This window comes from Agrobacterium sp. 22-223-1, from assembly GCF_053522385.1.
Genome location: NZ_JBNWCN010000008.1, coordinates 118,713 through 131,991 on the forward strand (window position 1 = coordinate 118,713; position 13,279 = coordinate 131,991).

At 59.7% G+C, this 13,279-nt stretch carries 13 protein-coding genes; 4 read left to right on the top strand and 9 right to left on the bottom strand.

Annotation, left to right across the window (positions count from 1 at the left end):
- Nucleotides 1-140: 140 nt before the first annotated feature.
- The gene (locus tag ACQZ60_RS24580) at nt 141-1,037 is read left to right on the top strand and encodes a LysR substrate-binding domain-containing protein (RefSeq protein ID WP_020810157.1); all 897 of its coding nucleotides are present in this window, start codon (nt 141-143) and stop codon (nt 1,035-1,037) included.
- A gap of 7 nt (nt 1,038-1,044) precedes the next feature.
- Here the strand turns inward: ACQZ60_RS24580 and ACQZ60_RS24585 are convergent, their stop codons facing one another.
- From ACQZ60_RS24585 to ACQZ60_RS24625, 9 genes are all read right to left on the bottom strand, one after another.
- Nucleotides 1,045-1,911 (bottom strand): D-amino-acid transaminase, encoded by an 867-nt coding sequence (locus ACQZ60_RS24585; RefSeq protein WP_020810158.1) that lies wholly within the window; start codon nt 1,909-1,911, stop codon nt 1,045-1,047.
- A 20-nt stretch (nt 1,912-1,931) separates the two neighbouring features.
- The gene (locus ACQZ60_RS24590; RefSeq protein WP_448736316.1) at nt 1,932-2,990 is read right to left on the bottom strand and encodes a DmpA family aminopeptidase; all 1,059 of its coding nucleotides are present in this window, start codon (nt 2,988-2,990) and stop codon (nt 1,932-1,934) included.
- A gap of 142 nt (nt 2,991-3,132) precedes the next feature.
- Nucleotides 3,133-4,092, bottom strand: a complete 960-nt coding sequence (locus ACQZ60_RS24595; RefSeq protein ID WP_020810160.1) for a sugar kinase — start codon at nt 4,090-4,092, stop codon at nt 3,133-3,135.
- Between the two features lie 21 nt (nt 4,093-4,113).
- Entirely contained in the window at nt 4,114-5,172 is a 1,059-nt protein-coding gene (locus ACQZ60_RS24600; protein ID WP_020810161.1) for an ABC transporter ATP-binding protein, read from the bottom strand.
- A 102-nt stretch (nt 5,173-5,274) separates the two neighbouring features.
- Nucleotides 5,275-6,096, bottom strand: a complete 822-nt coding sequence (locus ACQZ60_RS24605) for a carbohydrate ABC transporter permease (protein ID WP_031233854.1) — start codon at nt 6,094-6,096, stop codon at nt 5,275-5,277.
- Between the two features lie 14 nt (nt 6,097-6,110).
- On the bottom strand, nt 6,111-7,049 hold the full coding sequence (locus ACQZ60_RS24610) for a carbohydrate ABC transporter permease (RefSeq protein ID WP_065655583.1): 939 nt from the start codon (nt 7,047-7,049) through the stop codon (nt 6,111-6,113).
- Nucleotides 7,049-8,380, bottom strand: a complete 1,332-nt coding sequence (locus ACQZ60_RS24615) for an ABC transporter substrate-binding protein (protein ID WP_448736317.1) — start codon at nt 8,378-8,380, stop codon at nt 7,049-7,051. The genes ACQZ60_RS24610 and ACQZ60_RS24615 overlap by 1 nt, the downstream gene beginning before the upstream one ends.
- A gap of 105 nt (nt 8,381-8,485) precedes the next feature.
- Complete coding sequence (locus ACQZ60_RS24620) at nt 8,486-9,142, bottom strand: GntR family transcriptional regulator (RefSeq protein ID WP_020810165.1); 657 nt, start codon at nt 9,140-9,142, stop codon at nt 8,486-8,488.
- Between the two features lie 21 nt (nt 9,143-9,163).
- Nucleotides 9,164-10,048, bottom strand: coding sequence for a dihydrodipicolinate synthase family protein (locus tag ACQZ60_RS24625; protein WP_448736318.1), 885 nt, complete (start codon nt 10,046-10,048; stop codon nt 9,164-9,166).
- A 307-nt stretch (nt 10,049-10,355) separates the two neighbouring features.
- Between ACQZ60_RS24625 and ACQZ60_RS24630 the strand changes: the two genes are divergently transcribed.
- From ACQZ60_RS24630 to rutB, 3 genes are all read left to right on the top strand, one after another.
- Nucleotides 10,356-10,967, top strand: coding sequence for a biliverdin-producing heme oxygenase (locus ACQZ60_RS24630; protein ID WP_020810167.1), 612 nt, complete (start codon nt 10,356-10,358; stop codon nt 10,965-10,967).
- Between the two features lie 462 nt (nt 10,968-11,429).
- Complete coding sequence (gene rutA, locus ACQZ60_RS24635; protein WP_448736319.1) at nt 11,430-12,521, top strand: pyrimidine utilization protein A; 1,092 nt, start codon at nt 11,430-11,432, stop codon at nt 12,519-12,521.
- Nucleotides 12,518-13,258, top strand: a complete 741-nt coding sequence (gene rutB / locus ACQZ60_RS24640; RefSeq protein WP_448736320.1) for a pyrimidine utilization protein B — start codon at nt 12,518-12,520, stop codon at nt 13,256-13,258. The genes rutA and rutB overlap by 4 nt, the downstream gene beginning before the upstream one ends.
- The last annotated feature ends 21 nt before the right edge of the window (nt 13,259-13,279 follow it).

Genomic DNA, 13,279 nt, shown 5'->3' on the forward strand with positions numbered 1-13,279 from the left:
CAAGGATGACGAGAGCGAGGCTCGGGCTATTTCCTCAACAGTCCGAAGTTTCTAGTGGGTTTCAATCAGGTTCCATTGCTCCTAATAAATATCCATGTTCCCGGCAGGCCGGGACAACATCTTTGTGGGAGAACAGGCCCTTGGAAGTCAAATGGCTCGAGGATTTCCTGGCGCTGGCCGGAACGCTCAATTTCTCGAAGGCGGCGGATGAGCGGCATGTGACGCAATCCGCCTTCAGCCGGCGTATCAAGCAGCTGGAAGCCTGGGTGGGTGCGACGCTGGTTGACCGCGCCTCCTATCCTTCCCGGCTGACCGAAGCGGGTGTGAAATTCGTGCCGGTGGCGCAGGAGACCCTGAAACAGCTTTACCATGCCCGGCGCACACTTCTTCAGGAAGAGGGGGCCGATGCCAGAACGGTGCGGCTGACGGCTCTGCACACCCTGTCCTTCACCTTCTTTCCCGACTGGCTGAAACGGGTGAACGAGACGGCCGGACCGCTGTTTTCTGTGCTGAGGCCCGATTCCGGCAGCATGGAGGAAAACCTCAATTCGCTGGTGGACGGGCAGAGCGATTTTCTGCTGACCTATGCCCATCCCGAAGTGCCGATGCTGCTCGATGCGCAGACCTTCGAGTTTCGGGTGCTTGGTGCGGAAAATATCATTCCCGTTTCCGCGCCGGCGAAAGATGGTTCACCGCTGCATGAACTCGTGGAAAATGCACGGAAACCATTCGCCTATCTCGATTATGAAAAGGCTTCTTTCTTCGGGCCGTTGCTGCGCGATCTCCTGAGCGCGCGCCTGCCGCAATTCGAGCGGGTGCATGAGGGCAGCATGTCGGTGGGGCTGAAAGCCATGGCGATGGCCGGCTGGGGTGTCGCCTGGGTGCCGGAAAGCCTGATGCGGCAGGAGCTGGACAGCGGCGCGCTGGTGCGTGCCGCCGATGACAGTTTCGATATTGCCGTCGATATCCGGCTTTATCGTTCCAAGGAAAACCGCCGGCCCGTTGTCGAGCGTATATGGGCGGTTCTCGAAGGCTGATGCTTGCTTAAATCGCGGTGCGGCGGGCGTTTTCGAGGTAGAGCGCGCGCAAGCGGCTCACCATCGGGCCGGGCTTGCCATTGCCAACCGGCTTGCCGTCGATCTTCGTCACCGAGACAACGAAGTTGGAGGCGCTCGTCAGGCAGGCTTCATCGGCATTCAGCGCCTCTTCCAGCGTGAAGGGCCGCTCTTCCAGCGTGAAACCGGCTTCCCTGGCCAGTTGCAGGGCGGCGAGGCGGGTGCAGCCGGGCAGGGTCTTGTTGCTGTTGCCGCGGGTGATGATCTTCTTGTCGCCGGTAATGATATAGGCGGTGGAGGAGGCGCCTTCGGTCACGAAACCATCCTCGATCATCCAGGCTTCGTCACAGCCCTCGGCCTTGGCGATGCGCTTTGCCATGACCTGCGGCAGCAGGCAGACGGTCTTGATGTCGCGGCGTTCCCAGCGCTGGTCGGGAACCGATTTGACGGCGATGCCGGCTTCCTCGACGGGGGTGCCGATCAGCTTCTTGGCCTGGGTGAACATGACCAGCGTTGGCTTCAGATCGGCGGAGAACAGGAAGTTGCGGTCTTCGGCGCCACGCGTCAGCTGCAGGTAGATCATGCCTTCGACGAGGTTGTTGTCGGCGATCAGGCGGCGCTCGGCCTCGACGATCTCTTTCGTGGTGACCGGCAGCGGCACGTCGATTTCGCGGGCGCTGCGCTTCAGCCGGGCCATATGCAGGTCGCTGTCGATCAGCTTGCCTTCCAGAACGGAGGTGACTTCATAAATGCCGTCGCCGAACAGGAAACCGCGGTCGAAGATGGAAAGGCGGGCGTCCGCTTCGGGCAGGAATTCGCCGTTGACGTAAACGATGCGACCGGATGGGCTAGTCATGAAAACTCCGTCTGGAAAAGTCAGGCTGAAAGAAGGGTTTTAAGGGCGTCGATGGAAATGGCCTCGACCGTGGACACCTTGCCGGTGCCGGCATTAAAGCCCGTGGTCGTGGTTGCTGCGCAGAGCGAATTGAGGATCGCTTCCTCCGTCGCCTCTATCGCTGCTTCGAAGAGCGGCGAAATCGCATCGTTGGAAAGTTCTGGATAGTCTGCGACGGCCTTACGGCGCGCAGGCGTGCGGCGAAGGCGCTCATCGGTGGAAAATGCCAGCGCGTAATCGCCGGAGCCATTGCTGAGTGCTGCGCCCGTGCGCGCCAGCCCGCCGAAGCTTCTGGCCGCCAGACGCTTCAGGTTGCGGGAGGAGAGTGGCGCGTCGGTTGCGACAATGATGACGATGGAGCCGTCCTTGTCCTTATGCTCCGGGCTGACATAGGGCTTGCCGCAGACCAGCAGATGGCCGCCATAATTGGATTGCACCAGCACGCCGAGCGTATAGGTCTCCCCGGCGATGGTGACGATGCGGGATGCGGTGCCGATGCCGCCCTTCATGCCGAAGGCCACCGTGCCGGTTCCGGCTCCAATGCCGCCTTCGGCCACCGGGCCTGTGGCAGCGTTTTGCAGCGCGGTTGAGATTTCCTCGACGGTCGGGCGCCCAGCGCGGATGTCGTTCAGGCGGGAATCATTGGTCTCTCCGACGACAGCATTGATCGAGACGACTTTCTCATTGCCCGGCTGCGCCAGCGTATGGCGGTTGAGCGCCTCGATGGCCCGGCCTGTCGCCAGCGTGTTGGTGAGGATGATGGGTGTTTCGAGTTCGCCGAGTTCCTCGATCTGGGTCGAGCCGGCAAATTTGCCGAAGCCGTTATAGACGGCGAAGGCGGCGGGCACCTTGTCCTGAAACAGATTGCCGCCATGCGGCAGGATCGCGGTTGCGCCGGTGCGGATCGTGTCGCCTTCGATGACGGTCGAATGGCCGATGGTCACGCCTTCGACATCGGTGATGGCGTTGAGCGGGCCGGTCTCGAAATGGTCGGGCCGGAAACCGATATCGCGCAGTCTCGGGCGGGTCGTCTGATGCATCGGGCGATCACTTTTGCGGAATGCAGGCTGAAATTGGAGCGGGCGCGGCTTGCGAAAAGCTTTGCCTGTCCGAACGTTAGCCTAGTTCTCCGCGAAACGGCATCGCAAAAATGGAATAGTTTTATGCGGGCAATGGATGCGCTCAGGAGGCGCGCAGCGTGGGTTCGCCTTCACGCTCCAGCCATTGCCGCATGGCTTCCTCGGTCTCATCGCGCGTGGGTGCGCCGATGCGGCCGCCAAAGATCGTGCATTTCAGCGCGGCGGCAACGGAGGAGAGCCGGATGGCCGCACGGCTTTCCATACCCTCAGCCATCACAAGCGCAAAGGTGCCGTGGAAGATGTCGCCCGCCGCCAGCGTATCCACTGCCTTAACCTGCATCGTCGTCTGGAAATGCACGGTCGGATCGCCGGCCTCCGTCCACCAGCAGCCTTGCGGACCGGCGGTGACGGCGATGAAGATCTGCGGATAGCGCGAATGCAGAACCGGCAGCATTTCCTTCACCGTTTCAAGTCCGGTGAGCCGGGCGGCGGCGGGTTCGGAAAAGACGATATGGGTTGCGGCGGGAGCAAGCTTCTCCAGCGTTTCCACCGGCGCCACATCGCCATCCAGAATGGCCGGTTTGCCAAGCGCGCGCGCCACGGTGAGCACATCAAGCGCCAGTTCCGGCCAGCGCACATCCACCAGAACGGCATCGAACGGGGCAATATCTTCCGGTGTGCAGGAGCGTTTTTTCTCATGCAGGCGATGATCGTAAAAAGGCACGATCAGCCGCTCGCCGCGGTCATCGATGATGATCGTCGAGAGTGCCGAGCGCGCACTGGGAGCGATGGTCATGCCGGCAACATCGATGCCGCTTTCGGCGAGATCGCGCAGGATGCGGGTACCGGTTTCGTCATCGCCCACCGCACCCCACAGGCTGGCGCGGCCGCCCATGCGATGCACGGCATAGGCGGCGCTCGACGCCATGCCTTCGGCGATCTGCAACATTTCGTAGGGCAGAACCTTGCCTTCGCCCTTCGGCATCTCATGCACGCGAAAAAGGGTGTCAAGCACGGCGGCTCCGACGCACAGCACATGTTTGCCGCCCTGTTCCTTCGTCATTCTCTTCGCTCCCGCTGCGCCTCAGATACGCTTGCCGCTGTCCTTGTCGAACAGATGCACGGTTGCAGGATCGATGGCAATGTGGATCGTATCGCCGAATCGGACATTGAGGCGCTCGCGGAACAGGCAGGCGATCTCGTCGCCCTTGCAGTTCAGCTTGGCGTAGATTTCCGAGCCGGTGCCTTCGACCAGTTCGACCCGGCCTTCGATGCCGGTCTCAGCGGCGCGGATATGTTCCGGCCGTACGCCGTAGACGAGATCGCGGCCGCCGAGTGTGCCGATATCGGCATTGGCAGGTAGCGGCAGGCTGAGGCCCTTGGCGGTGCGGAACACACCTTCCTCCACCCGGCCGCGAATGAAATTCATGGCGGGCGAACCGATGAAACCGGCGACGAAGAGATTGGCGGGATTGTCGTAAAGCTCCAGCGGCGCGCCGATCTGCTCGATGACGCCATCATGCAGCACCACGATCTTGTCGGCCATGGTCATGGCTTCCACCTGATCGTGGGTAACATAAATGGTGGTGGTGCCGATGCGCTGGTGCATGGCCTTGATCTCGCCGCGCATCTGCACGCGCAGCTTGGCATCGAGGTTGGAGAGCGGCTCATCGAACAGGAAGACCTGCGGATCGCGCACCAACGCGCGGCCCATGGCGACACGCTGGCGCTGGCCGCCGGAAAGCTGGCGCGGATAACGGTCCAGCAGCTTTTCCAGCCCCAGAATGGCGGCGGCCCTGTCGACCTTGGCCCTGGTTTCCTCGGCGCTCACCTTCTTCAGCTTCAGCGCGAAGCCCATATTATCCTTCACCGTCATGTGCGGATAAAGCGCGTAGTTCTGGAAGACCATGGCGATATCGCGGTCACGGGCGGGCAGGTGGCTCACCTCGCGCGCGCCGATGTGGATTTCGCCGTCGCTCAGCTCTTCCAACCCGGCGATCATGCGCAGCAGGGTGGATTTGCCGCAGCCAGAAGGGCCGACGAGCACGACGAATTCGCCATCCTTGATATCGATATCGATGCCGTGGATGATGTTGACCGCGCCGAAGCGCTTCTGGACGTTCAGGATATTGACCGGTGCCATGTTTTTGGTTCCCGTTACGAGCAATTCCAGTAAAAGTGCGTCGCGGTTTTGCGTCCGGAATTGCGTTAAAAGAGTAAGGGCATGGAATGCCCTTCGTTAGGTTCAGCCGCCCTTGACGGCGCCGGCGGTGAGACCCGCCACGATCTGTTTCTGTGCGAACATGGTCAGCAGCAGCACCGGCAGCGTCACGATCAGCGCTGCGGCGGCAAGCGGACCCCAGCTCACCTGTTCGAAGGACAGCATGTTGTAGACCGCGACCGGCAGGGTGCGGGTTTCACGGCTGGCCAGCACGATGCCGAAGACGAAGTTGTTCCACGAGAAGATGACGGCGAGGATGAACGACACGACGATGCCGGGCTTGGCAATCGGCAGCGCCACCAGCCGGAACACCTGCCAGGAGGATGCGCCGTCGATGCTTGCCGCCTCTTCCAGTTCCTTCGGCGTGGTCTCGAAATAACCGATCATGATCCAGACAACGATCGGCACCGTCACCACCAGATGGATGATGATCTGCGGCCAGAGTGTGCCCAAGAGGTTCAGCCATTGGAACAGCAGGAACAGCGGAATGAGGAAGGAGAGGCCGGGCGTCATGCGGGCGATCATGATGACGACGGCGGATTTTTCCGCCTTCAGTCGCGCAATCCCGTAACCGGCGGGAACGCCGATGACAAGCGCGAGAATGGTGGCGGCACCGGTGACGAGGACCGAATTCCAGAAATAGAGGAAGAAGTTATTCTCCTCGAACACCTTCACATAGTTCGACCAGGCGAAACGTTCGGGAATGAGGATCGGCGGGTAGGCGCCGTTGTCGATCTCGTATTTCAGCGACAGCGAGATCATCCAGATGAAGAACAGGATGACCGGCGAGATCATCACCAGCGCCACGAAGAACAGGCCGATGCGATCAAGCGTCTTGCGTTTCAGAATCTGGCGGCTCATCAGCGATCCTCCATCTCGTTCCATTGCGAGCGCTGGCGCACCATCAAAAGCACGAAGGAAAGCGCCACGATGATGATGAAGAAGACGACGGCCATGGCCGAGCCGTAACCGATGTCGTAATAGGCGAATGCCGTGTTGTAGAGATAGATGTTGATGGTTTCGGACGCCGTGCCGGGTCCGCCTTGAGTCATCGCATAGATGATGTCGAAGCTTTTGACGGCATCGATGGAGCGGATGATGACGGCGATCATCAGGAACGGGGCGATCATCGGCATGGTCAGGTAACGGAATTTCTGCCAGGCATTGGCGCCGTCGATTTCGGCGCTCTCATAGGGCTCGCGCGGCACGGCAGCGAGACCACCAAGCACGATCAGCATGACCAGCGGCGTCCATTGCCAGGTCTCCACCAGCACCAGCGAGGGGATGACGGTGGACTGGTTGTAAATCCATTCCAGCGGGCCGATGCCGATGAAGGAGAGCAGATAGTTCAGGACGCCGAGCTGCGGGTGGAACATCATGGTCCAGACGAGCGCGATGGCGACCGGGGTCGCCATCATCGGCATGACGAAGACGCCGCGCAGGAAACCGCGCAGCGGAAACTGCGCATCGAAAACCAGCGCCGCCAATGTTCCGAGGAACAGCGGAGCGACGACCGACAGCACGGTATAGATGAGCGTGTGCCAGAGCGATTCCCAGAACCGGGCGTCGCTGGCGAGCCGGATGTAGTTCTCGAAACCGATAAAGCTCTGCTCCTGTCCGAGCGTCCAGCGATGTGCGCTCATCCAGAGGGTGAACACCCATGGAAAAACGATTACCGCCGAAATGACGACAAGTGCCGGTATGACAAAGGGCCAGTAGTTGGGAGCAAGCCTTGCCGGCCTGCTCCCTTCTTTACGACTGACGCCTGTTTTGGTGTTTTCGATGCTCACGGAGGCCATTATCCCTCGCTACGCGCCAGAACGGGTGCGAACTGTTCCGTCGCCTTCTTGAGTTCGGCTGCCGGGTCTGCGCCGCCGATCATGTTGGTGAGGCCGACGCCGTAGATATCGCGGAATTCCGTCACCGGAATGATGACGGGAAGCGCAAGCTGCGAGACCTTGCCGGAACCGACGACCGCATCCAGCCAGGCAGCCGGCATCTTCACGCCTTCGCGCACCTTCTGGTCTTCGAGGATGGACTGGCGGAAGGGAACGCCGGCACCCGCCTGCAAGAGACGCGCACCCATTTCATGCGAAATCGCCCATTGGCAGAAGAGATAGGCGGCTTCCTTCTTCGTGCTGGCTTCGACGACGCCGAGACCATCGCCGAAGGTGCCGGCGGCCTGCGCTGCCGGGCCCTTCGGCATGACGCCGTAACCGACCTTGCCGACCACGCGGGATTTTTCCGGGTTCTCGATTGGCGGTGCAAAACCGACGCCATCGAACCACATGCCGATCTTGCCCTGCAGGAAGGCCGACTGCGCTTCGGCCCAGTTGAAGCCGGAGACGCCGGGAGGGGCGGCTTTGGTCATCAGGCGCTGATAAAGCGTTGCCGCTTCCACCGCTTCCTTGGATTCGGTAACGAGTTTGCCGTCCGCACCGATGGGCTTTGCGCCGTAACCCAGCATCAGCGAGGTCCAGACCGGGGTATTGGCGTTCTTCAGGCCGCGCGCCACGAAACCATAGGTGTTGGTTGCGGGATCGGTGATCTTTTCCGCCGCGGTTACCAATTCCTCGAAGGTCTCAGGGTATTTCAGGCCCTTGGCTTCGAAGAGTTCCTTATTCCAGTAGACGATCCAGTAATCCACCGAGAAGGGCAGCGAGCGCAGCACGCCGTCGCTATCCTTGGCAAACAGCATGCCGGCTTCAGCAAAATCCTTTTCAACCAGCGACGGATCGGTCAGCGACGGGTCCTTCAGGAAGCCGCTGATATCGGCAAGCCATTTGCCCTTTTCGAACTGACGCTTCTGAACGTGGTAGCTCAGATGCACGACGTCGAAGCTTGGCTTGCCGGAGGAAAGCTCGATGACGACTTTCTGGCGCTGCTGCTGCTCCGGCGTTGCTTCGGCATTGACCTTGATGCCGGTCAGCTCTTCGAATTCGCCGAGATATTTGATCAGCGTTTCGCTGCGCGGGCTTTTGACGAGATTGACCTCAAGCGTGGTGCCGGCGTGTTTTTTCCAGTTCACCGCTGCCGATGCCGGGCGAATGCCGAGCATCGCGCCGCCGCCAAGCGCCGCCGTGCCTGCCAGAAAGGCGCGACGCGTGGGGTTGAGCAATGAATACGTCATGTCAGTTCTCCTCCAGATTAGCCGGAAATTCTCCTCACCCCGGCTTGTTGCTTATTTTCCTGCAATCCCGGCGCAGGACCCTCTTCAGTCCCTGCCGGAATTGCCCTATACCGCCAGCGCCCTGTCCCTTGCGTTGCGGATATGGGCGGTCAGTCGCTCCACGGCGTCTTCGACGGATCGCCTCTCGATGGCTTCGAGAATGGCGAGATGTTCCTTCATCACCGACTTCACATGGCCGGCGATGCGGAAGCGCTCCTGATTGATGAGGCGCATCTTGATGGAGTTGACCCGGTAGGCATTCGAGATGATCGAATTGCCGAGCGCATCGATGAAGGCATCGTGCATGCCCCAGTCCACCTGCTGCGCATGCTCGTCCAGTTCCGGGGATTCCCCACCGTTTTCAGCAGCTTCGGCAATGTCGCGATGCTGTTTCAGGAGCTTCGCGATGGCCTCGTCGGAGGCCGAGCGGGTAAAGAGCGCGACAGCCTCCTTTTCGAGAAAGATGCGGAACTGGAACGCCTCGCGGATGAGGTTGAGATCGATATGGGCGACCTGCAACCCCCGCTGCGGCACGGTCTTGATCAGACCTTCCGCCTCCAGCCGTGGAATAGCCTCCCGGATCGCCCCCAGCGGCAGACCCGTCAATTCCACGAGGCGGCGCTGCGAGATGAATTGTCCCGGGCGAACGTCGCGCGAGAGAAGGTGATGCGTAAAGCTTTCATACGCCCGTTCCCGCAATGTCTGTTCGCCGGTATCTTCCATGCTCAACCTTTCAACGTCTGTTCAGGCGGCCTGTTTGCGAAACAGCGCGTCGAATGCGCCTTCGATCCGCCGCCGGTCTTCAGCCGAAATGGCGACGAGCGGCGCGCGCACGTCCGCCCAGATATTTTCTCCTGTCGTGTGTGATACCAGCACCTTGACCGCTGGCGTAACCGGGAATTTCAGAAGTTCCACAACAAGATCTTCGACGCGCTTGTCGTCCTTGCCGTCAACGGCCATGGCGCGGACTTCCTGTGTCAGGAAATTGGCGACGCCGGAGATCGCGCCCTGGCCGCCGAGACGAACACCCTTCGCCAGATCGCGCTCATCGCCGATCAGGATGGCGAGATCGCCATGTTCTTTCAGCAAGCGCTCGGTGTGGCTCCAGTTTCCGGAGGAATCCTTGACGCCGGTGACGATGCCGGGGAATGCCTTTTTCAGCCGTCCCACCAGCTCGACCGACAATGTCACCATGGTCACGGAAGGAATGTTGTAGACGAGAATGTCGCGAGCGCCCTTGCCGATCTTTTCGAAAACCGCCGAGAACCAGGCAAACAGGCCGTCATCGCCGACATTCTTGAAATAGGAGGGTGGAGCGAGAAGAATATTGCGGGCGCCGGCCTTCAGGGCCTCGGCCGACTGGTCGGCCGCGTCCTCGATGGAATCCACCAGAACGCCGGTGACCACACGGGAAGGCGCAACGCCCGCTTCGATGAAGCGGGAAAGAATGACCTGCCGTTCACGGCTGCCGACGGAGCATCCTTCGCCCGTGGTGCCGAAGAGTGTCACGCTGTCGCAGCCATTTGCGAGGCAGCGTCGGGCATGGGCGATCATGGCGTCGATATCGACCGTTCCGTCCTTTTTGAAAGGGGTGGTCAGGGCTGCCGAAAGGCCGAATTTCTGGGTCAAGTAAGATGCTCCTCGAAGGTGATTGCGCATTGATAACGCGCTGACATGTTAGTTGTAAAGAGGTAATTGCAGTTTGATTGTTCGGAGGATGGGAATCGAGGAATTCACTTCGTCATGCCTTGAGGGGCAACGCTGCGAGGCGTTGGGATGGAAGGGTTGTACAGGGGCAGGGGATGCCGCTTTACCGTGGTGACAGCGGGCTTATGCTCTTTGCAGGGCGAGCGGATAAATGCGAAAATAAAATTTGACTGTTGGAGTAAAGATTTTTATCAGCAATCTGAATATTAGGGATAAAGGGACCATTATCATGACCATTGCGGAGCCGTCAGCGCCTGTAGCAGACATTGAGCAGAGCCGCGTCAAGCGCCTGAAAGCTGCGACGCGCGGCGCGCATGGCGATCTCGATGCCTTCATCATGGCATCGAAGCCGTTCGAGAGCCGGGAGAACTTCGGCAAATTCGTGGAAACGCAGTATCTTTTCCATCGTGACCTCGATGTCTTCTTTTCCAATGCGACGCTCGATGGTCTACTTCCCGATCTCAAGGGCCGCCGCCGTCTCTCCATGATCGAACAGGACCTCGCCGATCTCGGCCTTTCCATTCCCGAAACCGCCGAGCCGCGCTTCACCGGTGAAACGCCGTTCGATCTGCCGGAGGCCATGGGTTGGCTTTATGTGGTCGAAGGCTCCAATCTGGGCGCTGCTTTCCTGCTGAAGGATGCGGCCAAGCTTGGTCTGAATGAAGACTTCGGGGCACGCCATCTGGCCGGTGCTCCGGAAGGACGCGGCCTGCACTGGCGCACTTTCACCGCTGCGCTCGATGAAATTTCGCTGACGGTCGAAGAGGAAGAGCGGGTCATCGCCGGTGCGGAAGCCGCTTTCCGGGCTGTGCATGCTTATGCGCAGCAGCGCCTCGTGTGAGATTTCGGCATAGCTTTGCGGCAGCTCATCTGAGAGTGCTTGGAATGCTGCGTGTGCATGGATGTTTGGCCGGGTTTTGGCACCCTCACGGCGTCACCCCGGACTTGATCCGGGGTCCAGCGCGATCAAGTCCTTGATCGCAAAAGACTCATTCCTCACGGCGCAGACGCGCCGTGGCTGGATGCCGGATCTAGTCCGGCATGACGGAGAAGAGCTTCCGGATTTTGTACGACGCTCCGCGACCGATGTAAGAGCCACCCATTCCCCGCAGATTGCGTTCGATATTTGCCGAATAAACAGGCAAATAATTTTATCGAATGATAAAATTTTTATCTTTTGGTAAAAATAATTCGCCTCCAAAATTTTATCCATTTGATAAAATTATTTTATTTGGTCTGGCACAGAACCTGCTACTCTTTTGCCAAGTCAGGAGACACCTGATGCAAAAAAGGGAACAGCAAGATGGAAGTTGGTGTTTTTATCCCGATCGGGAACAATGGTTGGCTGCTGTCAGAAAACGCGCCGCAATACAAACCGAGCTTCGACCTGAACAAGGCCATCACATTGAAGGCGGAGCAATATGGTTTCGACTTCGCTCTTTCGATGATCAAGCTGCGCGGCTTTGGCGGCAAGACCGAATTCTGGGACTATAATCTGGAATCCTTCACGCTGATGGCGGGCCTTGCCGCCGTCACCTCCAAGATCAAGCTGTTCGGCACGGCCGCTACGCTGGTCATGCCGCCGGCCATCGTTGCTCGCATGGCGACGACCATCGATTCCATTTCCGGCGGCCGTTTCGGCATCAATCTTATTACCGGCTGGCAGCGTCCGGAATATAGCCAGATGGGCCTTTGGCCGGGCGACGATTATTTCGGCGACCGCTACGAATATCTCGGCGAATATACCTCCATCTTGAAAGAGCTGCTGACGGAGGGCCAGTCGGACTACAAGGGCAAGTTCTTCCAGATGGACGATTGCCGCATGAAGCCGGTGCCGCAGGGCGACGTCAAACTCATCTGCGCCGGCTCTTCCAATTCCGGCATGGCGTTTTCGGCCAAGTTCGCTGATTACAGCTTCTGCTTCGGCGTTGGCGTCAATACGCCCAAGGCCTTCGCGCCCACCAATGAGCGACTGCTGGCGGCAACGGAAAAGACCGGCCGCGAGGTTAAATCCGTCGTGCTGACGATGATCCTTGCCGAGGAAAAATCCGAGGATGCCTGGGCGAAATGGGAGCACTACAAGGCAGGTGCGGATGAGGATGCCATCAAGTGGCTCGGCCTGCAAAGCGCTGTCGATACCAAATCCGGCTCCGACACCAATGTCCGGCACATGTCCAATCCCGTCTCGGCGGTCAATATCAACATGGGAACGCTGATCGGCTCCTATGAGGAGGTGGCGGCCATGCTGGACGAGATGAGCGAAGTGCCGGGAACGGGCGGCGTGATGCTGACCTTCGACGACTTCCTCGAAGGCGTCGAGAAATTCGGCAAATATGTGCAGCCGCTGATGAAGAGCCGCGCGCATGTTCAGGCTGCACTGGAGGCTGCGGAATGAGTGAAGCCGTTGTGGCGGGTTACAAGGGGCCGGAAAGCCGTTCGGAAAGCGTGACGCTTCCCGCCCGGCCGGAGCCGATCACCCTGAAGCCCAGCGAGACCGCCGTTGTCGTGGTCGACATGCAGAACGCCTACTCGACCGAGGGCGGTTATGTCGACCTCGCGGGTTTCGACATTTCCGGGGCCAAGGGCACCATCGCCAACATCAAGAAGACGCTGGATGCGGCACGGGCGGCGGGCGTTCAGGTCATTTATTTCCAGAATGGCTGGGACAAGGACTATGTCGAGGCGGGCGGGCCGGGTTCGCCCAATTGGCACAAGTCCAACGCCCTGAAGACCATGCGCAAGAGGCCTGAACTACAGGGCCAACTGCTGGCCAAGGGGACGTGGGATTATGCCATCGTTGACGAGCTGCAGCCACAGCCCGGCGATATTCTGGTGCCGAAGACGCGTTACAGCGGTTTCTTCAACACCAATATGGACAGCGTTCTGCGCGCCCGCGGCATTCGCAATCTGGTCTTCGTCGGCATCGCCACCAATGTCTGCGTGGAAAGCTCGCTGCGCGACGCCTTCCATCTCGAATATTTCGGGGTGATGCTGGAGGATGCCACACATCATCTCGGGCCGGACTATATCCAGCAGGCGACGGTCTACAATGTCGAGAAATTTTTCGGCTGGGTTGCCACCGTCAATGATTTCTGCGGCGTCATCTCGCAGGCCGCACCCGCCAGCGCTTGATATCCAACCACAAGAGGAGAA

Coding starts and splice junctions, on each gene's coding strand:
- ACQZ60_RS24585 (WP_020810158.1), bottom strand. CDS start 1,911: ATGACTAGCCCATCCGGTCGCATCGTTTACGTCAACGGCGAATTCCTG.
- ACQZ60_RS24590 (WP_448736316.1), bottom strand. CDS start 2,990: ATGCATCAGACGACCCGCCCGAGACTGCGCGATATCGGTTTCCGGCCC.
- ACQZ60_RS24595 (WP_020810160.1), bottom strand. CDS start 4,092: ATGACGAAGGAACAGGGCGGCAAACATGTGCTGTGCGTCGGAGCCGCC.
- ACQZ60_RS24600 (WP_020810161.1), bottom strand. CDS start 5,172: ATGGCACCGGTCAATATCCTGAACGTCCAGAAGCGCTTCGGCGCGGTC.
- ACQZ60_RS24610 (WP_065655583.1), bottom strand. CDS start 7,049: ATGGCCTCCGTGAGCATCGAAAACACCAAAACAGGCGTCAGTCGTAAA.
- ACQZ60_RS24615 (WP_448736317.1), bottom strand. CDS start 8,380: ATGACGTATTCATTGCTCAACCCCACGCGTCGCGCCTTTCTGGCAGGC.
- ACQZ60_RS24620 (WP_020810165.1), bottom strand. CDS start 9,142: ATGGAAGATACCGGCGAACAGACATTGCGGGAACGGGCGTATGAAAGC.
- ACQZ60_RS24630 (WP_020810167.1), top strand. CDS start 10,356: ATGACCATTGCGGAGCCGTCAGCGCCTGTAGCAGACATTGAGCAGAGC.
- rutA (WP_448736319.1), top strand. CDS start 11,430: ATGGAAGTTGGTGTTTTTATCCCGATCGGGAACAATGGTTGGCTGCTG.
- rutB (WP_448736320.1), top strand. CDS start 12,518: ATGAGTGAAGCCGTTGTGGCGGGTTACAAGGGGCCGGAAAGCCGTTCG.